Annotated in this window: 14 protein-coding genes; 8 read left to right on the top strand and 6 right to left on the bottom strand. The window is 70.4% G+C overall.

Features of this window, described 5'->3' with window-relative positions; all coding sequences use genetic code 11:
- Nucleotides 1-31: 31 nt before the first annotated feature.
- Entirely contained in the window at nt 32-1,027 is a 996-nt protein-coding gene (locus WMF46_RS18000) for a latent transforming growth factor beta-binding protein (RefSeq protein WP_437986729.1), read from the bottom strand.
- Between the two features lie 814 nt (nt 1,028-1,841).
- Here WMF46_RS18000 and WMF46_RS17995 point away from each other — a divergent pair.
- A complete protein-coding gene (locus tag WMF46_RS17995) occupies nt 1,842-3,428 on the top strand; it encodes a hypothetical protein (protein ID WP_437986728.1) in 1,587 nt (528 codons plus the stop codon).
- Nucleotides 3,429-3,636: 208 nt separating this feature from the next.
- Here the strand turns inward: WMF46_RS17995 and WMF46_RS17990 are convergent, their stop codons facing one another.
- Nucleotides 3,637-4,926 carry a sialate O-acetylesterase gene (locus WMF46_RS17990; RefSeq protein ID WP_437986727.1) on the bottom strand — a complete coding sequence of 430 codons (1,290 nt, stop codon included), beginning with the start codon at nt 4,924-4,926 and terminating at the stop codon, nt 3,637-3,639.
- A gap of 230 nt (nt 4,927-5,156) precedes the next feature.
- Nucleotides 5,157-5,831 carry a universal stress protein gene (locus tag WMF46_RS17985; protein ID WP_437986726.1) on the bottom strand — a complete coding sequence of 225 codons (675 nt, stop codon included), beginning with the start codon at nt 5,829-5,831 and terminating at the stop codon, nt 5,157-5,159.
- 355 nt (nt 5,832-6,186) lie between these two features.
- On the opposite strand from WMF46_RS17985, the gene WMF46_RS17980 reads away from it, so the two are divergent.
- The 5 genes from WMF46_RS17980 to WMF46_RS17960 all read left to right on the top strand — a co-directional run bounded on the left by WMF46_RS17980 (nt 6,187) and on the right by WMF46_RS17960 (nt 13,770).
- Nucleotides 6,187-6,978 (top strand): CBS domain-containing protein, encoded by a 792-nt coding sequence (locus tag WMF46_RS17980; RefSeq protein WP_437986725.1) that lies wholly within the window; start codon nt 6,187-6,189, stop codon nt 6,976-6,978.
- 93 nt (nt 6,979-7,071) lie between these two features.
- Entirely contained in the window at nt 7,072-7,482 is a 411-nt protein-coding gene (locus WMF46_RS17975; protein ID WP_437986724.1) for a CBS domain-containing protein, read from the top strand.
- Between the two features lie 103 nt (nt 7,483-7,585).
- Nucleotides 7,586-8,932: an acetyl-CoA hydrolase/transferase family protein gene (locus WMF46_RS17970; protein ID WP_437986723.1), complete on the top strand. Its 1,347-nt coding sequence runs from the start codon at nt 7,586-7,588 to the stop codon at nt 8,930-8,932.
- A 183-nt stretch (nt 8,933-9,115) separates the two neighbouring features.
- Complete coding sequence (locus WMF46_RS17965; protein WP_437986722.1) at nt 9,116-10,849, top strand: acyl-CoA carboxylase subunit beta; 1,734 nt, start codon at nt 9,116-9,118, stop codon at nt 10,847-10,849.
- 2 nt (nt 10,850-10,851) lie between these two features.
- The gene (locus WMF46_RS17960; protein ID WP_437986721.1) at nt 10,852-13,770 is read left to right on the top strand and encodes a biotin/lipoyl-containing protein; all 2,919 of its coding nucleotides are present in this window, start codon (nt 10,852-10,854) and stop codon (nt 13,768-13,770) included.
- Nucleotides 13,771-13,812: 42 nt separating this feature from the next.
- On the opposite strand, the gene WMF46_RS17955 is transcribed toward WMF46_RS17960, so the two are convergent.
- On the bottom strand, nt 13,813-14,301 hold the full coding sequence (locus tag WMF46_RS17955) for a hemerythrin domain-containing protein (RefSeq protein WP_437978395.1): 489 nt from the start codon (nt 14,299-14,301) through the stop codon (nt 13,813-13,815).
- Between the two features lie 169 nt (nt 14,302-14,470).
- On the bottom strand, nt 14,471-20,152 hold the full coding sequence (locus WMF46_RS17950; protein WP_437986720.1) for an AAA family ATPase: 5,682 nt from the start codon (nt 20,150-20,152) through the stop codon (nt 14,471-14,473).
- Between the two features lie 426 nt (nt 20,153-20,578).
- Here WMF46_RS17950 and WMF46_RS17945 point away from each other — a divergent pair, with 426 nt between their 5' ends.
- Together WMF46_RS17945 and WMF46_RS17940 are read left to right on the top strand one after the other, a co-directional pair.
- Nucleotides 20,579-21,145, top strand: coding sequence for a hypothetical protein (locus WMF46_RS17945; protein ID WP_437986719.1), 567 nt, complete (start codon nt 20,579-20,581; stop codon nt 21,143-21,145).
- 424 nt (nt 21,146-21,569) lie between these two features.
- The gene (locus tag WMF46_RS17940) at nt 21,570-22,487 is read left to right on the top strand and encodes a fibro-slime domain-containing protein (RefSeq protein WP_437986718.1); all 918 of its coding nucleotides are present in this window, start codon (nt 21,570-21,572) and stop codon (nt 22,485-22,487) included.
- A gap of 106 nt (nt 22,488-22,593) precedes the next feature.
- Here the strand turns inward: WMF46_RS17940 and WMF46_RS17935 are convergent, their stop codons facing one another.
- Complete coding sequence (locus WMF46_RS17935) at nt 22,594-25,011, bottom strand: type VI secretion system Vgr family protein (protein WP_437986717.1); 2,418 nt, start codon at nt 25,009-25,011, stop codon at nt 22,594-22,596.
- Nucleotides 25,012-25,311: the final 300 nt, after the last annotated feature.

The raw sequence follows: 25,311 nt of genomic DNA, 5'->3' as shown, positions 1-25,311 counted from the left end.
TCTCCCCCGCAGCGCCGGGATGAGCCACGGATCAGCACCCGAGGACGCTGGCGTTGCCGCACGAATAATAACACTCATCGCAGTTCACGCATCTGTCGTATTTGAGATAGAGCTCCGCGCCATCCGGAGATTTGTCGATGCACGCGGTGAAGCAGGCGTCGTCCCCGTCCCTGCAGGTCACGGCGCACTGAGCGAACCGGGGGCACTCGTCGTCGAGGGTGCACGCATCGAGCTCATCGGCGCAGCTCCCCTGGACCGCGCATCCGATGCACCCGCTCGTGTCGCTGCCGCACTCGTCGAGGTCGTCGCAGGCCATGGTGGCGTTGCAATCGGCGAGGTCCGTGCCCTCCTCGCAGAGGCCGGTGCCTTCGGGCTCGTCGCACTGGCCGTTGTTCGTGGAATCGCACGGCCCGCCCGCCGCGCAGTCCGCGACGTCCGTGCCCTCCTCGCACTCGCCCGTACCCTCGGGCTCGTCGCAGACGCCGTCCTGCACGCGGTCGCACGGCCCGCCCGCCGCGCAGTCGTCGACGTCCGTGCCCTCCGGACACCCGCCCGTGCCCTCGGGCTCGTCGCAGGTGCCGTTGCTGGTCAAGGGACAGTGAGAGAGGCAGTCGGTGCGGTCGGTCCCAGCCGGGCAGTCGCCGGTGCCCTGGGGCTCGTCGCAGATGCCATCACCCGCGCTGGGGCAGTGGTCCGTGGGATCGAGACAGCCCATCAGGGCCGCCGCATGGACGTCGCAGACCTCCTCCAGGTGATGACCGTCCACGCACCGGCCCTCGAGCCGGACACAGTCGATGTACGCCGTGTGCTCTTCCTGGCAGCGCTCCTCGGCTCGCTTGGCGATGGCGTCCTCCTCGGCCTCGCACAGGCCCTCTTTGTCGCCAGAGCAGTCCTCGCAGGCGCAGCGGGCCTCGCAGACCGTCCCGTAGACCGGCTGCTCGGTCTTGCCACCATCGCTCCCCGAGCTGGCGCAGGCCGCGAATAGACCGGCGATCGCTGTCGTGATCATCACGTGTCGGACACGCATGGGGTCTCCTCATCCTCTGGCTGAAATGAGAGGTCGTCCGCCGAGGCGCAGGGCGCCAACGCGACGCGGCAAGGGCAAGACGACATGGCTGGCACTGGAAGCACCAGGGCACCCTTCACCTGCGCACACCGCGCTTGACCGCCTTTCGCTTCGACTGTGACTGAAAAATTCAACTCAAAGAAAACGGCTACCTATACCAGCCCCGGCGGCGGTCGGTCAATCATCGCAAGGCGACGCTGGGGCCGACAACGCGTCGCGAGGCGACGCTGGGGCAGACAGCGGCCGCCGCTGCGCTCGTGGCGACAGGGGCGGAATGGCCAACACTTCACCGAACTCAGGAGGTGCGCTCGATGCGCTCGGGCTTGCCAACGAGCTGAGGAGCGGACGCCCGAAACCTCACGGACATCGGGAGGTGCACTCGGGTTCGGGAAGGTGCGGAGAAGAGAAACGCGCTGGTCGCCAAGGACGGCTCGCCGGACGGGTGAAACGGGTGAGAACGAGTGGAGAAGAGAGCGTCGCGACCTCCAAAACGCGCTCCACAAACGTGGAGCGGACGCGACAATCGCGCGCGCTCGGCCGTCGAAAAGCTGCTGCGTTCGTCGTTGGCCCGGGGCGAGGATGAGCGCGGACGAGGTAGGACGCGGACAGCGCGGGCGCCCTCCGCCCGAAAGCGCCGTGAAGGAGTAAAGAGGCGTTGGCATCCGCGGCGTTTCGACAGAAGATGCGTGCGCGCGGTTCGCGCTGCGGCTCCTCGCCCTCCGACGGCCGGCGCCGCGTCACTGGACCCCTACCGGCTGGAGAGCAGCGGATGAAGATGCGATCTTTGGTGTGTCTCTTCGTTCTTGGACTGATGACGACGGCGTGCGGCGACGACGACGCGACGATCATCGGGACCGGGGGCGGCGGGGGTGCGGGCGGCGGCACCGGCGGCGAAGGCGCCACCTCGGCCAGCAGCACGTCAGGAAACGGCGGCGGCGATACGGGCGGCGGCGGTACCGGCGGTACCGGCGGCGACGGCGGCGGCGACACGGGCGGCGGCGGTGCGGGCGGCACCGGCGGCGCCGGCGGCAACGGCGGCGGCGACACGGGCGGCGGCGGTGCGGGCGGCACCGGCGGCAACGGCGGCGGCGACACCGGCGGCGGCGGCGGTGCGGGCGGCGGCACCACCTCGAGCTCGGCCTCATCGAGCAGCGCCTCCTCGACCTCGGCCGCTGCCACCACCGGCGCTGGCGGCGACGGCGGCGGCAGCGCCTCGTCGACCTCGGCCGTGGCCACCACGGGCGCCGGCGGCGACGGCGGCGGCAGCGTCACCTCCACGACCTCGGTCACCACGGGCGCCGGCGGCGACGGCGGCGGCAGCGTCTCCTCCACGACCGCGGCCACCACGGGCGCTGGCGGCGACGGCGGCGGCAGCGTCACCTCCACGACCGCGGCCACCACCTCGACGACCTCGGCCACCACCTCGACGACCTCAGTCACCACCTCGACGACCTCCGTCACCACCGGGGGCGGCGGCGAGCCCGGCGCCGACGGCGCTGCCTGCGCCACCGACACCGAGTGCGCCAGCGGCCTCTGCCTCAATGAGACGGAGTCTGGGTTCCCTTCCGGGCACTGTACCGCCAGGTGCGTGGCGGACAGCGACTGTGCCGGCGGCGGCATCTGCATCCGCATCAACGCATCCGTCAGCCTCTGCGTCGCCGAGTGTGAGACAGCGGCCGACTGCCGCGACGGCTACATGTGCGACGTCGACTCCACCTGCTGGCCGGACTGCACCAGCGACGCGCAGTGCCCGGAGGTGGGCACGTGCGACACGGAGTCGGGCGGCTGCTACCCCCCGATCGAGACGAGCCCGGACGGCAGCGCTTGCACGCTCGACAGCGATTGCACTGGCGACTTCTGCATCACCGAGGCCCTGAACGGCTGGCCGGGCGGCGCCTGCTCGGGCGTCTGCGACACGGACAGCGACTGCAACGGCGGTGTCTGCGTCGAGAACGCCAGCGGCTTCCGTTTCTGCGTCACCGCGTGCACCACGTCCGGAGACTGCCGAAGCAGCTATTCGTGCAAGGGTGACCTCTGCCTTCCGGGATGCACCAGCGACGCCGAGTGCACGGAGCCGGGCTTCACCTGCGGGGTGGATGTGGGCAGCTGCGCGCCGCCGCCCGGCGAGGGCGCCGACGGCGCCCCTTGCACCACCGACGGCGACTGCGCCGGCGGCCTCTGCTCCCCCGATGAGTCCGGCTGGCCTGGCGGCTACTGCTGGGGCTTCTGTGACGACACGACCCCCTGCGCCGGCGGCGGGATCTGCACAGTGGACGGCTACTGCAACAGCGATTGCGCGACGTCGGCCGACTGCCGCGAGGGCTATGAGTGCACGGCGGACGGCTGCTTCCCGGAAGAATGACCCGATGACGGGCAGGCTCGCAGGCTGGTCCGTACGACCTGGCGACGGACCCCTGCGGCTCCCCTGATGCGATGAACCTCCGCGTCGCCATGAGGCGACGACGAGGCCTCTCCCACGAAGCGCGGCGCGGCTGCTCCACCCCTCCCGGCGCAGCCGGCGCGCGCCCCCTCCCCGCTCCACCAGCTCTCCACGAGGCGCCGCTCGGCGCTCAGCCCTGCTCGCGCGAGCGGCGGCGGCGCAGGCCCGCGAGCGCGACGAGCGCGAGCGCTGCCGCTGCCCCGGGGCCCTGGCCGGGGGCGGCCCGGCAGCCGCAGCCGCCGGCGCTCCCGGGCGCGACCCCGCCCGAGCTGGCCGCGGCCTCGGCGCTGCCCGTCGCCGCCGCGCTCCCGCTCGATACGGCCGTGGCGCCGCTCCCGCCCTCGCCTTCGCTCCCGGCGCCGCCCTCCGTCGCCGTGCTCCCGCTCGATACGGCCGTGGCGCCATCTCCGGTCGCGCCGCCTCCCGTGGCGCCCCCTCCCCCCGCGGCCGCGCTCCCGGCGCTGCTCGCCGACGACGCGGTCGACGAGCCCTCCTCGCGGACGAGCGCGAGGTACGCCTCGGCGAAGCGCTCGCCGAGGAGCTGGTACGCGGCGGAGTCGAAGTGATACGCGTCGTCGGGCGATCGCACGGTGAAGTCGTCCGTGTCGACCCATGCGACCCGCGGGTCCTCCTCGGCCACGGTCACCTGCGCCGCGCGCACGGCGTCGATGTTCGCCTCCTTTCCGGCGGCGATGGGCCCGCCGTTCGCGGGGTAGAGGTTGTCGCTGACCCTGCCGAGCACGACCGGGAGCCCGGGGACGCCGAGGTCAGCGCGGATCGCCGCGATGAAGCCGCGCAGCGTGTCGCCGTAGGAGAACGCGGCCGACCACCCCGCCTCGTTCTCGCCCTGCATCCAGACGAGCGCGGCGATCTCGTACGGGTGCCCCTCCGACTCGAGCCTCGCCAGGGCGCCGTCGAGCCGCGTCACCTCGTCGGGATAACGGAGAGCGCGGTCGCCCTCGTACGTCGCGGAGTCCAGCTCGCCGAGCAGCGCGTGGTAGAGCTGCGATTTGTAGAGCACCTCGGGATCCGGCGCGAGGCCGCGCCCCCAGTGATCGACGAGGTTGGTGCCCCCCTGGGCCATCTTCACGATCGCGATCCGGTGCTCCGGGTACGCCGCGACGATCGCGCGGCCGAACGTGATCTCGGGCCCGTAGCGGCGGGCTTCGCCCTTCGGCTCGAGCGGCCCCCAGTCGGCGCTCGTCGCCGCGGCGTACGGCCCTCCCTCGCGGGCGTCGGGGTTGTAGTGGTCGTACCAGACGTCCGGCTGGCTCTGGAGCTCGACCGGGAGCTGGCGGCCCACGCCGTAGCCGACCATGTTCGACTGGCCCGCGAGGACGAACACCTTCACCGGCTGCGCGATCGCGGGAGCGGAGAGGGACAGCACGAGAGCCGCCAGGGCGATGCAAGACCGCTTCATTGCGCTGTGTATCCCCCGCGCGTGGTGGAACGTCAACGCGGCGGGATCGTGATCGACCGGACGGGGCGCGGGCGCTTCGGCGCCGAGCGGATCGAGGAGAGCGCGCGGAGAGACCACGACGCACGAGGAGGGGAGCCTCGTCTGTCACGCGCTCGCCTCGCGTCCTCACGGCACGTATCGGGCGCTTGTGTGCATGACAGACGCGCGGCCCCGTCGAGCTCGCCTCGCGCTCACGTCGCTTCGGGCGTCGACTGGTAGGCCGCGCTCGACGCCGCGTAGACCCCGTTGGTCGCATACGAGTAGCGGTGCGGCCGGACGTGGTGCTCCGAGTGGCGCGCGCACCAGAGCGCTGCGCCGCCCGTCTCTTGCCGGTGCCTCACGCACTCCGGGCAGGGCGGCTCGATCTCGGGGACCCGGCCGGCGGTCGCGTGATCCTTCGGCCGGACGATCCACACCGGGCAGCGCGCGAGCCGGGAGACGCGCTCGGCGACCGAGCCGAGGAGCAGCCGTTCGAGCCCGCGGTAGCCGTGCGAGCCGACGACCACGAGGTCGGCGTCCAGGTCGGCGGCGAGCTGCGCGATGTTCTCGGCCGCATCCCCGCGGCGGAAGTGGACGACGACGCGCTTCAGCCGCCCCCCGTCGAGCTTGTCGCCCATGGCGCTCACGCGCTCGCTCGCGCGCTGCTGGAGCTGCTGGAGCGCCACCTCGGGCTTGGTGGCCACCATGGGCGCCCGCGAGAGCCCGATGCCGACCCAGCTCTCGGGCTCGACGTAGACCCCGTGCACCTCGGCGTTCTCGCGACAGCAAGCGGACTCGAGCGCCTGATCAAGCGCACGGTTGCTCGGCTCCGAGAAGTCGATCCCGACGACGACGATGAACCGATTCGTTGCGTTTGCGCTCGACATGACAGCCTCCTCAGCCTCCATGCGAGGCCCGACCAGCGGTCGCCTCGCTCTGCCCATCCACCCATCTGCTCGTCTGCCCAATACCCAGCACGCCGCATGCCAGGCGTTCCGGGGGCCGGAGAGGAGGGTTTCACGCGCGCTGGCTCCCTCGCGCCGCGAGCGCAGTGGGCGGGCGCCTCGCCAGGGAGCCCGCAGCCGTTTGCGCCGCGGCGCAAACGGCGCGCGGAGGCGCAGACGCGACCGCGGCGTACCAGGGCCGCCACCGCACGCCGGGGATCTCGCGTGCGTGGCACGAACGGTGCTCATCCCACGGCACACCTCGAGCGAAGGACGCAGAGGCGAACGGGAGACGACGATGACAACCCTTGGACCTACCGGCGGAGAGCACCAGCTCCGGCACCACACGATCCGCAGCGCACGCATCGTTGGAGACGACGGCGAGGAATCGGTCGTGGCGACCGTCTACTGCCCGGTGCGGGAGCGTTCGATGGCGGCGCGCGAGTGCGAGTCGTGCAGTCGCTTCCATGCGCTGCACTTCGACAAGAGCTCGCGCACGACGTCGGTCGTCTGCCACGCCAGCCACGCGGCGCCGGGCACGGGGGAAGCGGCTCCGCTGCGCAGCGTGGGCGCCGACGTGGCCGTGAATCCGGAGGCGCCGCTCGCGGAGATCATGACCAAGGACGTCATCTGCATCCGATCGGAGGTCTCCCTCGACGACATCACGGCCCTGCTCGTCCGCCACGAGATCAGCGGGATGCCGGTCGTGGACGCGGCGGGCAAGCCGGTCGGCATGGTGTCGCGGGCCGACGTGCTCCGTGCAGCAGAGGAGCGCGGCGACACCGAGGAGTCGCGGCGGGTGGCCTCGCCGTCGGACGAGGTCGCGCCGCTCGAGATGAATCAGGGCTTCCATGTCTACGAGCCCGTCAGGGTCACCGCGCGCGACGTGATGACGCCCGTCGTTGTGCAGCTGCACGAGAGCGCCAGCATCCGGCAGGCCGCGTCGCTCATGGCCTACGAGGGCGTGCACCGGCTGCCGATCGTCTCGGACGACGGCAAGGTCGTCGGCATCGTGTCGTCGCTCGACGTGCTGCGGTGGTTCGGGCGGTGCTGCGGGTACCTGATCCCGCCGGCGCGCAAGCGGGCCTGAGGAGATGTCGTGGCAAACCGAGCTTGATCGAAGGGCGCCGGTCCGATCAGCTCGAATAGAGCATCGCGGACGTCCAGCGCCAGGGGAGGCCTCATGAGCTCTTCGACCATTCGCATCCAGGACTGCATGACCCGGAGCCCCCACTCGATCGGCGCCGATCAGAAGGTCGGCCTCGCCCGCGCGCTCATGCGCGGACATCGCATCCGGCACCTGCCGGTGCTGAGCGGCGGCCGGCTGGTCGGCATCCTCTCCGAGCGGGACATCTACTGGATAGAGACGCTCAAGGAGCGAGAGGGGGACGATCTCCTCGTCAGCGAGGCCATGTCGCCGTGCCCCTACGCCGTCGCGCCGAGCGCCCCGCTCTCCGAGGTGGTCCGCGAGATGGCCGAGCACAAGTACGGATCGGCGGTGGTGCTGGACGGCGCGCAGGTCGTCGGCGTCTTCACGACGACCGACGCGCTGGCCGTGCTGGCCGCCCTGCTCACCGAGAGAGAGATCTCCTGACCCGAGGCTCTGCCCGCGTGACGGCGCGGCCGGCCGTGGCCCGCCCCGACGCCGGCAAACACGCTCCGTTCATCCCTCCAAGAACACCGGAAGAAGGCACACGATGCAGCAGACGATCACGGACTGGCGATCGCGCTTCGGCGACAAGATCAAGACGGCCGAGGAGGCCATCCGCGCGATCCCCCCGGGGCGGCGCATCCTCGTCGGCTCGGGCGCCGCGGAGCCGACCGATCTCGTGAACGCGATGGTTCAGTCCGGCGACCACCTCGCCGGCAACGAGATCGTCCACCTGATGACCGAGGGCCCCGCGCCGTACGTCCGCCCCGGCCTCGAGCGGCGGTTCCGTCACACGGCCTTCTTCATCGGCCAGAACGTCCGCGAGGCGATCCACGAGGGGCGCGCCGACTTCATGCCGGTCTTCCTCTCGGAGATCCCGAGCCTGATCCTCTCGGGCCGGGTGGGCATCGATGTGGCCCTCATCCAGGTGAGCCCCCCGGACGCCCACGGCTTCGTCAGCCTCGGCGTCTCCGTCGATATCGTCCGCGCCGCCGTCGACTCGGCGGCTCTGGTCCTCGCCGAGGTCAACCCGCGGATGCCCCGCACCCACGGAGACTCGTTCTTGCACGTGGATCGGATAACCCACCTCGTCCCGGTGGACCGCGAGCTCCCCGAGCGCGCGATCGAGCCGCTCGACGACGTCGACCGCGCCATCGGCCGCAACGTGGCGACGCTCGTGCCCGACGGCGCGACGCTCCAGACCGGCATCGGCAAGATCCCGAACGCCGTGCTCGCCGCCCTGGGAGACAGGAGCGACCTCGGCGTGCACACCGAGATGCTCTCCGACGGCGTGATGGATCTCGTCCAGCGCGGCGTGATCACGAACCGCAGGAAGACCCTCCTGCCAGGGAAGCTCCTGACCTCGTTCCTCCTCGGCAGCCGCGCGCTCTACGCCTGGGCCCACGACAACCCGGTCATCGAGATGCGCGGGTCCGCCTTCACCAACGATCCGCTGACGATCGCGAGGAACGACAGGATGATCGCGATCAACGCGGCCCTCGCCGTCGATCTGACGGGCCAGGTCGCCGCCGACACGCTGATGGGCCGCTTCTTCTCCGGGATCGGGGGGCAGGTCGACTTCATCCGGGGCGCGGCGCGGAGCGCCGGCGGCAAGCCGATCATCGCGCTCCGGTCCACCGCGAAGGACGGCACGATCAGCCGGATCCAGCCGGTGTTCGAGCAGGGCGCCGGCATCGTGACGAGCCGCGGGGACGTGCATTACGTGGTGACGGAGCACGGCGTCGCCGATCTCTGGGGCCGGAACATCCGGGAGCGCGCGCTGGCGCTCATCGAGATCGCCCACCCCGATCACCGCGCCGACCTGCTCGCCGCGGCCAAGCAGCGCCGCTATGTGTTCGGCGATCATGTCCTCTCGCGCGCGGATCGCCCCTGACGGGCGCCGGGCTCAGCCACGCATGACTCGCCGCGTCCAGACGAGAGCGCCGCGCGAGCCGGTCGAGGTGGCCGCGGCGACCGGCGCAGCACACCGTGCCGCGCCCCACATGCGGGCGCCGGGGCGCGCGAGGTGCGCCCCCGGACCCTGCCATGACCATGATATAGAGCGCCTCGCCCGTCCATGAGCCCTCTTGATCACAACGATGTCGCCGTGAATCCCTCCGCCCTCGTGCCCTCGCTCGACGATCCGCTGGACGAGGGTGCCTCGGCGCCGGCCGCGCCTGCCTCGGCGTACGACGCGGCGCTCCGGGAGGCCGAGGAGCTCCGCAGGCGCCCCTATGTCTCCGCGGGCCCGGAGAGCATCATCCGGCAGCACGGCAAAGGCCGGATGACGATCTGGGAGCGCATCCGGGTGCTCACGCCCGAGCCGCCGCGGGTCGTCTTCGAGAACTGGGGGCCCAACCTGGACGGCGCCTCGCTGGTCACCGCGATCCTGCGCATCGGCAGCCGCGACGTGGCGCTGTACGGCCACGATTTCACGGTCCGTGCCGGGTCGATGGACGCGACGAACGGCCGCAAGCTCGCGCGGCTGTTCCAGCTGGCGGGAGAGCGGGGCATCCCGCTCATCGGCCTCAACGACAGCGCCGGCGCCTACGTCCCCGCGGGCGTCGGCGGGCTCGACGGCTACGCCGAGGCGTTCGCGGCGCTGCGCAAGATCAGCGGCGTGGTCCCGAGCATCATGTGCATGTTCGGGTTCAACGCGGGCGGCGGCTCCTACCTGCCGCGGCAGGGCAGCTTCGTCATCCAGCCGGGCGGCACGTTCTTCGGCCTGACCGGGGCGGCGGTCGTCAAATCGGTCCTCGGCGAGGTGGTCTCGCCCGACGACCTCGGCGGCCCGCGCGTCCACGGCGCCTCGGGGGTGGCCGATCTCACGGTGCCAGACGAGGTGGGCGCGCTGCGCACCACCGTCCGGCTGCTCGGTTACCTGCCGAGCAACAACCGCGAGAGCGCGCCTTTCCAGCGGACGAGCGATCCGGTGGGGCGGGAGACGACCGAGATCGACACGCTCCTCCGCAGGACGATCTCGTCGCCGACGGGCTACAACACGCCGCTCGATATCAACATCATCATCCAGCGCATCTGCGATCACGGCGACTACTTCGAGGTGCAGCCGCAGCGCGCGCGCAACACGATCACCGCGTTCGGGCGGGTCGGCGGGCGCGTCGTCGGCTTCGTGGCGAACAACAGCGCTGTCGCGTCGGGTCAGATCGACGTGGCGGCCGCTTACAAGAACGCGCGCTTCATCCGCTTCTGCAACCTCTACAACATCCCGCTCCTCTTCATGGAGGACACCACCGGGTTCCTCCCGGGCAGGGAGCAAGAGGCGATGGGCATCGTGCAGGCCGGCCGGGCCATGCTCGACGCGATCATCGACGTGCGCACCCCGCGCATCCTGCTGCTCGTGCGCAACGCGTTCGGCGGCGCCTATGCCTCGTTCAACAACTACGCGACGGGCGCGGACGTCGTGCTCGCGCTCCCCACGACGCGCGTCGCCGTGATGGGCCCCGCCGGCAAGGAGTTCGTCTACAAGGACGAGCTCCGCAAGGTGCGCGCGCAGGCGAGCGCCAGGGAGAAGGCCGGCGTCAAGGAGCGGCTCGCCCGCGGCCTGGACGAGGCCAAGGCGAAGGCGGAGGCCCGCGACGAGGCCGCGGCGTGGCTGAAGGCGAGAGAGGCCGAGTTCAACGCGCGGTACGAGCGGGAGCTCATGAACCCGCGCGAGGGGCTCAGCCTGGGCTCCATCTCGCGGCTCGTGATGCCGCGCGAGCTCCGCTCGGTGATCGCAGAGAACCTCGAGTTCCTGCTGCGGCACTACCAGCCAGGGCCGTTCACCGGTGTTCAGCGGGAGTTCCATTGATCATGGATGGATTCGAGACCAGGCGAGGTTACGACCGCAACCCGAGGGTGGCGCGCGACCGCAGGCTCGGCCGCTCGAGCTCGGCGTGGGCGCGCTCCTTCGCCGCCGACGACGTGCGGCCGCTGATCGTGTGTCGGGGCCCGATCCGGAAAGAGGCGATGGATGTCTTCGCCCAGATGGGGATCGAGCATTACGGCATCCTCCTCTCGGAGAAGGACTCGATCGTCTACACGCACGCCCTGGCGCCGGAGCTGCGCTGCGTCCACCCGGCGCACGTGCACCGCGTGAAGGACTATACCGGCGCCACCAAGGACGAGCGCGTCAAGCTGATGCAGGAGATCGTCGCGATCGCCCGGGCCGGCGGCTACACGCACGTGTTCGCGGGCTACGGCTTCATGGCCGAAGACGGGGAGTTCGTGCGCACGCTCGAGGAGGCGGGGCTCGTCTTCATCGGCCCGCGCTCGTCGGTGCAGCGCGCCGCCGGGCTCAAGGACGAGGCGAAGCGGACGGCGCTCGCGGCCGCGGTCAGCGTGACGCCCGGCATCGACGACGCGACCCGGCGGATCGTGCTCCGCAAGTGGCCCGATCACGCGGCGCTGCGCGCGGCCGCGGCAGAGCGCGGGCTGCTCGTCGAGGGCGCCGCGGGCGCGCGGCTCGCCGACGGGATCCCGCTCGCCGAGGCGGCGGACGCCCTGCTCGCGGCGGCGTACGCGCGGCGCGTGGATCTCTACACGACCGACGAGCTCTGCGAGGAGCTCGAGCGGGGCGCGGCCGAGCTGCTCGCCCGCCACCCGGGGCGGCGGATCCGGCTCAAGGCCATCGGCGGCGGCGGCGGCAAGGGGCAGCGGCTCCTCGCCGGCGTCGCGCCCGACGCGGCGCCCCTCGAGGCCGCGGCGCGGGCGCGGGCGGCCGAGGTCCCCGCGCTGGCGCGGGAGGTCCTCGCGGAGGTGAAGGCCGCGGGCGTCGGCGACAACAAGAACATCCTGCTCGAGCTCAACATCGAGGAGACGCGGCACAACGAGATCCAGCTGATCGGCAACGGCGCGTGGTGCGTCGCGCTGGGCGGGCGCGACTGCTCGCTGCAGATGCACGAGCAGAAGCTGCTCGAGGTGGCGATGACGCAGGAGGGGCTGCTCGAGGCGATCGAGCGGGCGCGCGCGGCCGGCGAGGCGCCGCGCGCGGCGTCGCTCGAGCGCGAGCTCGCGTCGCTCGCCCGGATGGAGGCCGAGGCGGAGCGGTTCGGGCAGGCGGTCGGGCTGAACTCGGCCTCGACGTTCGAGTGCATCGTCGAGGGGGATCACCACTACTTCATGGAGGTCAACACCCGTATCCAGGTCGAGCACCGGGTGTCGGAGCTCTGTTATGGCCTCCGCTTCGAGAACCCGGCCGATCCGGCCGACGCGTTCGAGGTGACCTCGCTCGTCGAGTGCATGGTCCTCCTCGCGCGCCACGGCGAGCGGCTGCCCCGGCCGATCCGCGTCCGGCGGGAAGGGTCCGCGGTGGAGGCGCGCCTCAACGCGACGAACGGCGCGCTGGAGCCCCACGCGGCCGGCATCATCGTGTCCTGGAGCGATCCGCACCCGCACGAGATCCGCGACGATCAGGGCATCTGCGTGAAGAACCCCGACACGGGGGTGTTCATGCATTACCGGGTCGCCGGCGCCTACGACAGCAACATCGCGCTCCTCGTGACCTACGGCGCCTCGCGCGAGGAGGCCTACCAGCGGATCTGCGAGATCCTGCGCACGACAACGCTGCGCGGCAGCGATCTTCACACGAACCTCCTGTTCCATTACGGGCTCGTGCACTGGTTCCTCGCGCGGAGCGTGTGGACGAAGCCGACGACGCGCTTCGTGGTCCCCTACATCACGCAGGTCGGCCTGCTCGCGGTGGAGCTCGGGGAGCTCGATTTCGATGCGATGTGGGCCGAGCTCGGCGCCCGTCACGAGCGCCGCCTCGCGGCGCGGGCCGGGGCCGCGGAGGCGACCGGCGCAGGAGCGTTGAAGAAGGTCTTCACGCTGAAGGACACGCTGGTGCGCCGTCCCGTGGAGAAGATCTGCGCGGAGCCGCACCTCCTGTCGGCGTGGCTCAGCCGGAACATGGGGTCGTTCGAGATCCGGTCGGGGCGGGTGCGCTGGCTCAAGAACCCGATCGATGTGCTCGCGGACACGTACTGGCTGCTCAACATGACGCCGCAGCCGCAGGCGCCCGCGGCCCATGTGATCTGGGATCACGACCAGGAAGTGCTCTCGCGGGCGCTCGGCTTTTACCGGCGCGTCGGCGAGCGGATGGGCCAGGCGGGCGGCGCGCCTTCGTGGCCCGAGCTGCGAGCGCACCTGTCACGGGATACAGCGCCTCAGGGCTACGACGCCGAGCTGTGGCGGCGGGTCCGCGGCTCCCACCTCGGCTTCCAGGCGGGCCTGGAGCTCCTCGACGCGCTGGTCCTCGCGGGCGACGCCGCGCGCTTCTTCGAGCTCCGCGCGCGGGAGGACGGCACGGTCGACATCCCCGAGCGCCTGCTCGATCGCGAGCTCTCGGCCCGCATGCGCAAGGTGCTCGCGCCGCCGCCCGCCATGCGGGCCAACGAGATCGTCGCGGTCACCGGCGGCATGTTCTATGCGCAGGAGGCGCCGGATCGGCCTCCGCTCGTGACGAAGGGCAGCCATTTCGCCGCCGGCGATCCGCTCTACGTGATCGAGGTCATGAAGATGTTCAACAAGGTGCTCGCGCCGTGCTCCGGCACCATCGAGGAGGTGCTCATCGACGGCGGCGAGGGGACGATCGTGCAGAAGGGCCAGCCGCTCTTCCGCGTGAAGCCCGACGAGGTGCTCGTGGAGGAGGACTCGGCCGAGCGCGCGCGCCGCCGGCGCGAGGCGACGCGGCGGTACGTCGACGCGATCTTCGACGCCGAGGGCCCGTGAGGCCGCGCGTGGGCTGAGGGGCCGCGGGCCGCGTCGGCCCGGTCAAGGAGCCCGAGGCCCCGGCGCGGCCGTCGAGGACCGGTGAGCGGCGCGCTTCACGGCGTCGCGCGCCGCGGCGAGCCCATCGAGCAGGCGCGCCACGGCCGGCTCGGGCAGCTCCCGGTCGGCCCACGGATACAGCCCTTCCTCCTCGTGGGCGGCGTGCTGCCGCAGCGCCCGGACGAACGCCTCCACCCGCTCTTCCCGCAACGTGTGGAGCTCGATCGCGACCCCCATCTCCGCGATCAGCTTGCGGATGCCGAGGTGCTCGGCGCGAACGGTGCCCGCCTCCTCCGGGTCGAAGCGATCGAGCACCGGCAGGAGCACCGCCTCCTCCGCCTCCATGTGCGCCGAGAGGTCGCGCTCGAACGCTCCCCACATCTCGCGCGCCGCCTCCGCATCGCCGGCATGCATCCGGTTGAGCAGGCCCTCGAACACCTCGTCCAGCCGCTGATGATCCAGGCGCAGCGCGTCGTACAGCCCCTTCTTCATGACGTCCTCCGATCCAGGGACCGAGCATGAGACGTACCAGCGCCGAGCCCCGCCGGCAGCGCGGCGCCGCGCGGCAGGAGGTGCAAACGCCGCGCGTCGGCGCAACGCGCCCGGCGCTCGACCTCGAGAGGGAGCGGCACAGGGGATCGTCGCGCTCAGGACAGCCTGCTCACGCCGCGGGAGGCGGGGGCGCCGGCCCCGCGCAGGGGAGCTCGACGATGAAGGTGGCTCCGGCGCCGGGCTGGCAGTTGCACCGGATCGAGCCGCCGTGGTCCTCCACGATCTTGCGGCTGATGTACAGGCCGAGGCCCAGCCCGCCGTAGTGCCGCTCCGAGACGGCGCGCTCGAAGCGCTCGAAGATGCGGCCGCACTGCGTCGGATCGACGCCGATGCCGTGGTCCCGGACCGCGAGCCGGGCCACGCCTTCCTCGACGCCCACGACGATGTCGATGGGCTTGCCGGCGCCGAACTTGATCGCGTTGCCGAGGAGGTTGGTGACGACCTGGTCGAGGCGGGACCGATCCCAGCACCCCACGACCGGCCCATCGCCGCGGATCGAGAGCGCGCAGCGCGCCCTCGCCAGATCGGCCTCGAAGCGCAGAGCCACCGCGCGGACGAGGGCCCCGAGGTCGACGTCGCCGAGCTCCAGCGCGCGCGGCCTCGACTCGATGCGCGAGACGTCGAGCAGATCACTGATGAGCCGGGTCAGGCGGGTGGTCTGCCGCGAGAGGCGCTCGAGCCGCTGATCCATGACCTGCGGATCCACGGGGCGCCCCGCGCCTGCCGCGCGGCGGAGGGACTGCACCAGGAGCGTGAGCGACGTCAGCGGCGTATTCAGCTCGTGGGACGCGACGGAGAGGAACTCGCTGCGGGCGCGGACGGCCTCCTGGGAGGCGCGGTAGAGCCGGGCGTTGTCGATCGCGATGGCCGCGCGATGCGCGACCTCCTGCGCCAGCTCGAGGTCGGCGCGCCCGTAGCGGCGCCCCGGCGTGCCCGAGGAGAGGGTGAGCGCCCCGAGCCTCTGCCCGCGCACCACGAGCGGCACCGAGAGCCGGGTGCGCGTGCCGAGCTCCCGGAGCAGCCGAAAGTGCTCGTCGTCAACACACATCGTTCGCAGGATCTCCTCGGGCAGCTCGGGGATGAGGAGCGGCTCGCCGGTGCGGAGGATCGTGATCGACGGGTGGGGTGAGCCCCAGCGCGGCGGATACCGGAGCTGAAGCTCCTCGAGGACAGGCGCCTTCTCGGGGTCTCCGTGCGCGCCGGCCAGGCGGCGGAGCTCTCCGTCTTCCACGACATCGATCGAGCACCAGTCGGCCAGGGTCTGCACGCAGAACTCGCCGAGGCGGGCGAAGGTCACCTCGTAATCGAGCGATTCCGACAGGACGACGCCGGCCTCGGCGAGGAACGCGGATCGGCGCTCGGCCGCCTCGGCCGCCGTCCTCGCCGTCCGCTCCCTGGCGAGGAGCCGCGCGTTCTCGAGGGAAATCGCCGCTTGCGTGGCGAGCAGCTCCAGGGCGGCGAGCCGATCGGGGGTGAAGGCGCCGGCGAGGAGGTTGTTCTCGAGGTAAAGCAGCCCGACCGCCTGGGCCTGCCTGAGGATGGGCATGCAGAGGACCGACCTGGGCCGGCTCCGAGCGAAGTAGCCGTCGCTCGCGAACTTGCCCGCGTGGGCGGCGGCGTCGCTCAGGATGACCCGCTCCTTGGTCCGGTTCGCGTAGTGGATGAGCGACGCGGGGACGCGGAGCGAGCCGTCCAGCGGCTCCGAGCCGAGGAGGGTCGTCGTCGCCCCGCGCTCTCCGAGGCCCGCCTCCGCCTCGATCGAGAGGCCCTGGTCCTGGCACAGGAGGAGGCAGGCCCTCTCCGCACCTCCCTGCTCGAGCACGATCCGGAGCAGCGTGCGGATGAGCTCGTCGAGCACGATCTCGCCGGAGATGGTCTGCGAGGCCTTGGTCACCGAGGAGAGGTCGAGCTGATCGGAGCCCACCGCAACGGTCGCGGTGGGCGGGGGAGACCGCCGCTCGACGAGGTGGGGTGTCTGCCGGTCGAGCTGCCTCACCTTGCCGTGGGCGCCCCAGCGGGCGTAACAGGCACGGGCATTGCGGAGGTACAGATCGGCGAACTCCTCGAGCCCTCGCGCTCGATAGAACCGGGACGCGACCTCGTAGGCCACGGCTTCGTTGTGCGCGAAGCCGTTGTCGCGCGCCGAACGGACGGCCTCGTCGAAGAGGCGCTCGGCGTCGAGGTGGCGGCCCTCGATCCGGGCGACCTCGGCCTGGACGAGGGCGCGGCGGTCCTGGAAGTTCGCGGGGCAGTGCTCTGCCCAGAAGGACAATTTCCGCAATTGCACCTCGAGCAGCTCCGCGAATCGACGTTGTTCCACGGCAGGCGCATCGGCGTACATCGCCGTCAGCGTGAGCGCGTAGTAGAAGTGGTGCGTCGCCTCGTTCGCCAGGGACATCACTTCGCGCAGCATCGGCGCAGCGCGGGCCGCGGCCTGCCGCGCCTCGGCATATCGTCCATCGATGAACGCCGCGACCTGCTTCATGATGTGAAAGAAGGCGACCCCGATCCCGAAGCCGGCCTTCTCCATCGCGAGGACACACTCCGCCTCGTCATAGGTATCGTCGTTGAAGCTCGTGGACGCCTGCGTCACCCCCCTCAGGCTCGCCGCGAATTGCTCCTCGGTCCGGAGGAGGCGGCGCGCCAGGTGGTGGTGGCTCTTCTCGGCGAGCGACGCGTACTTCCGCGAGGCCTCGGTGAGCTGCTCCATCGAGCCGCCGCTCTCCACGAGGAGCCACACCAGGTTGAAGGAAGCGTAACCGGCAAAAACATAATCCCCGACATCGAAGCAAGCGACATGGGCCTGCTCCATCATCGGGAGGAGCGTCGCGAAGCGCATGCGCCAGACACTGACGAGGGCCGCGTGGTGAAAGAGCAGCCTCCCCTTCAGCGCCAGGCCGTTGAACCTCTCGTTCAGCCTGAGCGCCATCTCCGAGAATTGACACCCCCATGAGATGTTGCCGTACCTCGACACCAGCAGGGCGGCATAACAACTGTAGACGAAAGCGGACTCTTCGCAGTTTCCATGCTGCAAGCAGAGGTTCAATGCCTTGGCGATGACGAGGGGCCAGTACGCAGGTCGCGTGCTGTACGTCGGAGCCATCGCCTCGACGAGCAATCGAACGACGGCCCGCACGCGCTCGTCCGTGGTCGTCGGCGCGAGCGCGAGGTCGGCGATGGCGCGCCCGCCGAGGAGGATGGGGACCCTCTGGAGCTCGGCCTCCACCGCGGCATCGATCTCGCCTTCGGACTCCGGGAAGGTCACCCCGAAGAGGCGCACCGCCTCGAACACGGTGCTCACGGCGTCACCGAGCCGCCCGGCGATCTGATAGAGGACCAGGCGGAGCCGATGGGCCTTTGCGCGGTCGAGCGGTGAGCGTGCGCGCGCGAGGATCAGGTCGAACAGCTCGTCGGCCCGCTGGAAGTCGCCGAGGAGGCACTCGCATTCGGCGAGATCCAGGTGGATCGCGAGCGTCTCCTCGTACTGCCTGCTCCAGGCATCCTCTGGCAAGAGGGATAACGCCTGGGCGAGGTAACTCCGCGCGGACGCATAGGCGATCGCGGCCTTCGCCTTCGTCCCTGCGAGGAAGTCGAGCCGGCAGAGCGCCTCCTTTTCGCGCGGATCGGTGAGGAGATGGGCGCCGCGGTTCCACTGGTTCGCGACGTCGAAGATCCGCGCCGCGACCGCCTCCTCGGGCAACCGCGACGCGAGGAGCCGGCCGATCCGGAGGTGCTCTGCGGCCCGCTGCTCCTCCGGCACCAGCGAGTAGGCCGCTTCCTGGACGCGGTCATGGAGGAACTTGCACGTGCCGTCCAGGTCGAGGACCAGCCCCGCCCGGACGGCCTCCCAGAGGTCCGCCCGCGTGCCCTCTTCCAGGCCGCCGTGGACCATCGCGAGCAGAGCGATCTCCGCGGTGTTCCCCAGACATGCGAGCTGTTTCAGCGCCTCCTGCGTCGCCGGGGCCAGCCTCCGGAGCTTTGCGACCATCAGGTCGACCACGTTGTCCGTGAAGCCCTTCTCGCGGATCCTCGCGACGTCCCACCGGAACCGGCCGCTCCGCTCGTCGCGCTCGATCAGGCGCTCGTCGTGGAGCTCGGTGAGGAACTGGATGGCAAAGAAGGGATTGCCCGCCGTCTTGTCCTGGATCAGCGCGGCGAGCGGCGCGACCTCGTCGACGGCGCAGCGCAGGGCCTCGCCGACGAACGCGGCGAGCGCTGCGGGCGGGAGGGGACCGAGCACGATGTCCGAGACGCGGGCGCCCGCCTGCCGCACCTCGGAGAGGCTGCGCATGAGCGGGTGGGAGGCGGACACCTCGTTGTCGCGGTACGCGCCGATGACGAGGACGTCCTGCACCTCCGCGTGGGTCAAGATCTCCTGGAGCAGCCCGAGGCTGGCCGAGTCGGCCCACTGCAGGTCGTCGAGGAACAGCGTGAGGGGGCGCTCGCGGCGGGCGAACACCCCGATGAAGCGCTGGAACACCCTGCGGAACCGGTTCTGCGCCTCGACCGGCGGCAGCTCCGGCGCCGGCGGCGGCCGCCCGATGGCGAGCGCGACCTCCGGGATCACGTCGACGATGAGCTGGGCGTTGATCCCGAAGGCCTCGAGGAGAAGCCGCCTCCACGTGGCGATCTGCTCCTCGCTCTCCGCGAGGAGCCAGCGCACGAGCTCCCGGAAGGCCTGGACGAGCGTGGCATAGGGGATGTCGCGCTTGTACTGGTCGAACTTCCCCGAGATGAAGAAGCCCCCCTGCCGGACGACCGGCGCCTCGATCTGGTGGACAAGCCCGCTCTTGCCGATGCCGGAGTACCCGGAGACGAGCACGAGCTCCGGTGTCCCCGTCGCCGCCACGCGGCCCCACGCCTCCTTCAGGACGGCCATCTCCGCGTCCCGCCCGTAGAGCTTCTGGGGGATCTGGAGCTGATCGGTCGCGTCGTGCTCCCCCGGTGTGAACGGTTTGATCGTCCCGCTCCGGGTCCACTCGGCGAGGCATCTCTCCAGATCGCGCCGGAGGCCGCGAGCGCTCTGATAGCGATCCTCGGGCGTCTTGGAGAGGAGCTTCAGGACGATCTGCGCGACGGCGCCGGGCACCTCGGGGGCGACGTCCGAGGCGCTCGGCGGGGCGTGGGCGACGTGGCAGTGGACCCACGCCACGGGATCCTTCGCCTCGAAGGGGAGCCTCCCGGTGAGCATCTGAAAGAAGGTGACGCCGAGCGAGTAGAGATCGGCGCGGCTGTCGATCGCCCGGTTGGTCCGCCCCGTCTGCTCCGGCGCGAGGTAGGGCAGCGAGCCCTCGATGAGGCGCGCCGGCTGCGTGGGCCGGTGCTCCCGGGGGAGACGGGACGCGAGGCCGAAGTCGGTGATCTTCACCTCGCCGCTCGCGGGGCTCACGAGGATGTTCTGGGGCTTCAGGTCCTTGTGGATGATGTCCTTGCCGTGGATCTCCGCGACCGCCCCGGCGATGCGGATGGCGACCGGGAGGAACCGATCCATGGGCATCGGCTCGCCGAGCAGGCCATCGAGGGAGTCAGCGCCCTCGTCCTCGAGGACGAGGGCGTGCATCCCCTGGTACGTCTCGAGGGCGAGCGGCCGGACGACGGCGGGGGTGTCGAACAGCGTTCCGAGCTCATACTCGCGCCTGAGCTGCTCGAGCTCCTTCGGTCCGCTGCGCCGCGGGTCGAGCACCTTGAGGATGACCGGATGGCCATCGGCGTCCCTCCGCGCGCGATGAACGACCGCCCTCCCCTCGCCGGAGAGCGTCTCGAGGATCGTGTACCGGGTGGCGGGAGTCATGGGTGAGGGCCTGAGGGGACACCCGGCGCTGCATGTCGTCCGAGCACGCCGGGCAGCTCGGCTCGCCGCGCCCTGGTCGCTCCGACCGGCGCACCCTGAAGAGATGATACGCCCCTCTGTGTCATTGCTCAAAGCGACGCTCGAACCGGCGGCGGACGGGATACTGGCCGTCGATCTCGCGCGGCGCATCGTGCTCTTCAACCGCCGTTTTGCGGAGATTTTCCTCATTCCGGACGAGGTCCTGCCCCGCCGGGAGGCCGCGCGCGCCGAGGCGCCGCGCGCGGCCTCGGGGGGACGCCGCCTCGGCCCGTCAAGGAGCCCGAAGCCGCGGCTCGCGCCTGTCCGGGCCCGTCGCTGCCACCCGGGGCGCTGGCCTGCCCCCGCCGGATGCGGTACCTTCCTTGACGAGCGCGCTCGCGCGATGGGATGACCGACGAACCGAAGGTCAAGGGGGTGGCGTTTCGCTCCGCGGTGGCGAGCTTTGGCAAGCTGCGCGGCGAGCCTGTCCAGAAGCGCAGCCTGGATGAGATGTGTGAACCGCTGCGCGACGGCATCCGCTACGGCAGCCTCGTCTCCACCGGCTGGTACCCGATCGCCTGGTACAAGGACCTGTTCCAGGCCATCCGGCGCACGACCGGCGAAGGCAAAGAGCTCATCCACCAGATTGGCCGCCAGTGCACGCACGACGACATGAGCGGCATCTACAAGGTCATCGCGAACCTCATCTCCCCCTCCACCCTCTTCTCCCTCGGTCAGCGCGTCTTCTCCAACTACTATTCCGCCGGCCACGTCCGTGTCCTCGAATCCCGCCGCGGCTTCACCCGCGCTCTGTGGATCGGCTGCCAAGGCTTCGACGAGAACATGTGGACCGAGGTCATCGGCTCCTGCGAGCAGCTCCTCGTGATCGGCGGCGCCGACCACGTCCGCCAGCGCATCATCTCCGGCGGTGGCGACAACGACGACCATCTCGAGTTGACGGCTCACTGGAGCTGAGGCTCGGCGCAGAGCGTCGGTGAAGCGATCGCGGCCACGCGAGCACGACATCGCGCTCCCCCATCCACGAGCCGGAGGGCTGCGACCCGGGAGCCCGGCGCTGGGTCAGCCCCGGTGAGGGCGCGCGCCTCGCCGTGCGCGTGGTCGGTCCGCTCGCTCTTCGGCGGAGCCGGGATCGCGTTTTGATGAAGGACCCGTCGGATGCCGGCATTCAGACGAGCGGGGCCCATGAGCGAACCGAAGCGGTGGATCGAGGACGAGGGAGGCGCCCCGGCCGGGGCGCGCGAGCTGCTGCGTTTGGCCGCGCGCCCGCGGCCGCCCGTCGGGTGCGCCGCCTCATCGGCAGGGCCCCTTCGGGCGCCGCCCCTCGAAACGACGCGTTCACATGAGCTTGCCTGCAGGACCGGCAAGCTCGGAGGCATCCATGCGACAGGAGACGATCTCGATGAAGCTAGCCCAGCCCACGGCGGCGACCCGCGCGGGCACCCCGCGATCCCTCGCCGTCCTCCTCTCGACGGGCACGGCGCTCGCTGGATGCACCACCGAGCTCGCCGTCATCGGTCGCGACCTCGGCGCCACGACGTCGTCGTCGCCCGCCTCGTCCTCGTCCACCGCCGGCGGTGATGACCCCGGCATCCTCGATCCCGGCGCTGGCGGCGGCTCTCTCCAAGGCACCGCCGGCGCTGGCGGGGACGAGCGTTGCGAGCCGAAGCTCGCGGGGGTGGTGCGCGACTTCAAGGCGTTCAGCCCTGACGGCGGGCACCCCGACTTCGAGAACTTCGCGGGCGACGGCCTGAAAGGCATCGTCGAGCCCGAGCTCGGCCCCGACGACAAGCCGGTCTATGCCCATGAGGGCGGGACGGAGCACACGACCGGGCCCGAGGCGTTTTATCAGTGGTATCACGACGACCCCACGGTCAACGTACCGATCCGGTACGACGTCCCGCTCCAGGTGAGCGAACGCGGCCTCGGGCTCTTCTCTGGAGACCAGTTCTTCCCCATCGACGATCAGGGGTGGGGCAACGAGGGGCGGGATCACAACTTCGGCTTCACGTACGAGCTCCACATGACGTTCGACTACCAGCGCGGCGGCGTCTTCTTCTTCAACGGCGACGACGACCTCTGGGTGTTCATCAACAGGCGCCTCGCGATCGACATGGGCGGGCTCCACGTCCCGACCTCGGCGCTCCTCGAGCTCGACGCGCACGCCGAGGAGCTCGGCATCGAGGTCGGCAAGGAGTATCCGCTCGACTTCTTCTACGCGGAGCGCCGCGGCAGCAGCGCGGTGTTCACGATGATGACGTCGTTCAGGTTCACGAACTGCGACCCGATCCTGAAGTAGCATCGACGGTCTTCGTGCGATGGAACCCAGGGAAGCGGGCTCGGTGGGGCGTACGGCTCTGCGGGCGAGCGCGAGCGCGAGCGCGTCGCACACGCGATGGACGGATTCACTTGAGGATATGCAGCTGTGAGTGCCTCAGGTCGAGGTAGCACTTCATCCTGTGTATCTCGACACCGACATTGATACCCTTCGCCTTCAGCTTCGATATACTGATCTCCTTCACCTCGTTCGGGGCCTTCTTGAACGCCAGCCCATCGATCCTCTCGTACTTTGTCCCTTTGATCCTCTCGACCCGTCTCCCGATCTCCGTTTTATAGAGACCATTCACCACGCTGGTGGCGTCGCCTGTGACCGTGCTCTTCCTCCACGCGTTCACCGTGGAGGTGACTCCGCCGTTGAACGTGCTGGTGGTCCTGCCCGTGATCTGCGTGACGCTCCCCCCCTTGTGAATGGTGGTCGTTCTCCCCTCGTAAAAGTCGGTGGTGGCGCGACGACGGATCTCCGTGGCCCTCGTCCCCTGAACGGTCGTCTTGCTATTGCCTCGAATCGTCGTTTCGTTGTTTCCAACGACCGTCGTCTCGCGATCATCGCGGAAGATGCCCGTGTCCTTGCCCTGGATGGTGGTGGTGCGGGTCTTGCCGACGTGCAATCGGCTATGGCCATCGATCTCGACATTGCGATTGGCGTTGAGCGTGGTCTTGTCGTCACCATCGACGGTCGTGGTCCGCTTCCCCCTGATGAGGGTCTCCCGGTACCCACGAACGGTTATCTTGTCGTGACCAAAGATGTTTGTCCTGCGCCAGCCCCCGACCACGCTGTCCGAGTATCCACCGACGACGCTGCACGAGTATAGCCCGGTGACCGACAGACCGAAGCCTAACACAAAATTCTCGGAGAACCCCCCGGTGACCGTCGTTCGGTTGAGACCCACGATGTTCTCGGCGGAGAGCCCGACGAACGCGAACGCGTTACCCCACGTCTTCGACTCGAGCGTCGCTCCGAAGTTGGGCGCCCCCATCCGGATGTAGGTGTTCGAATGGGGCGTCGACAGCGTGATCCGCTCTTGCCCCGCCTGGTCTTCCAGTTCGAGGCGATTGCGCCCGCCCGTCTGGATCACGTTCCGCGTGCTGTTCCCCGCCGTGACCGGGCTCGGCGTCAGCGCGTTGGGCGCGACCCCGACGATGGCCGGCCTGTCGGGATCGCCTCCCGCGAAGGCGCACATGACCTCGACGCCAGCTCGGAGCGGGAAATGGAAGCCCTCGATGCCGCCGCCATGGGGCTGAAGCATCCGAACCCAGGTCGACGCCTTCCCCCCGCTCAGGTCGCTCTCGTCGAAGTGAAACTTGACCCGGTAGCGACCATGGCTGTCGATCTGGGCGTAGTCGCTGACCGCCGCTCCATCGACGATCGCGGTCTCGGTGCCGTAGATGCGCGGCCACTCGGTGACCTGCGGCGCGCGGAACTGCACAGTCGCGGCGATGGCCTTGGCCTCGATGCGGTAGTTCTCCTCCCACGGAGCGAGCTCCCGGAGCTCGGGGACGCCCGAGGCCTGGCTCGACCAGTGCTCGATCTCGGTGGTCAGATACCTCGTGTTGAACGCGGCCCGCGGATGGTCCTCGAGCTCGAACGTGAACCCAGGGATCAGCGTCCCCGCCGCGCCCATCGCCTGGTGGACGACGGCGGCGGCGGAGAGGCTCTCGGCCTTGATCCGCGCCAGCCGCGCCCCTTCGCCCTGCGAGAAGAACCGCGCGCCGTACAGGCTGACCTCGCCGAAGCCGTTGGCGCAGACGGACGCCTGCCCGGCGACCGCCACGGCCGGATTGGTGTAGTCATAGTCCTTGAGGCGGACCGAGCCGGGGGTGGCGCCATGCCGGCACGTGAAGGCGCGGAAGGCGTCTCTCGCCGTGTTGACGCCGCCGCTTTGCGGGTAATAACGGACCGGCCTGTCGCCATGGGGTTGATGGACCGACCGATCGTCGACCAGCACCAGCGTCTCGCCGCCCTCCCCGTGCTCGAAGTAATAGTAGATGCCTTCGCGCTCCATCCACCGGGCGATGAAGGCATAGTCGCTCTCGCGGTACTGGCAGACATGCTCCTCGGCGCCGTAGGCGCCCCGGAGCTGGAACGCGCAGTCCGTGACGCCGCCCTTCTGAAGGACATCTCGAATGATCGCCGGGATGGTCTTCTCGCTGAAGACACGGCTGTGAAGCGACAGGGTGAGCAACGCGAGGCGCGGGACCATGGTGGCCCGGAAGACGCACCGGCCGGCAAGGTCGTTGACCAGCTCGATGCTTTCAAGCACGCCGCTTCGGAGGAAGCGCGGGCCGCCGTCGCTCCGGTCGAGGGAGAGGGTCACCGGCTTGCCCACGGCGGCGGCCATGTCCAGATCGTGGCCGACGTCGTTGGTCATCGTCAGGTAGAGCTCGAAGCGATAGAGCTTCGAGATGCCCTCGGTGCCATGAAAAGCTACGAGCTTGGTGGAGGAGGGCAAGGCGCTCGAGTGAACGACAAACGGTTCGGACATGGGGGAACCTCACGGGTGAATGGAGGGGACCGTTCCCGTCCCGGTCTCCCTCGCGTCTGGTGGATGCTCCGGCGGCAGGCCGTCCTTCACCAAATCGTCTGCGGCCGTCTCTTCATCTCCTGTCCCCCTCCCTCACCGCCCCCGGTGCACCGCTCGTCCCGGTGCCGACCGGCGAAGATGGCGCCGAGAGTGAGGTTCGATGACACCTGCGTCTCTTTCTCGGCGTGCATCGGCGTGGTGAACCCGTGACGACGCGGAGAATTGCGCGGCTCAGGGCTTGACCTCGCGGCCGGCCCTCCG

Origin of the sequence: Sorangium sp. So ce117 (assembly GCF_051524395.1) — a bacterium.
GTDB lineage: Bacteria > Myxococcota_A > Polyangia > Polyangiales > Polyangiaceae > Sorangium > Sorangium cellulosum_B.
The sequence above is the reverse complement of the archived record's forward strand: the minus strand, read 5'-3'. Positions and strand labels throughout refer to the sequence as shown.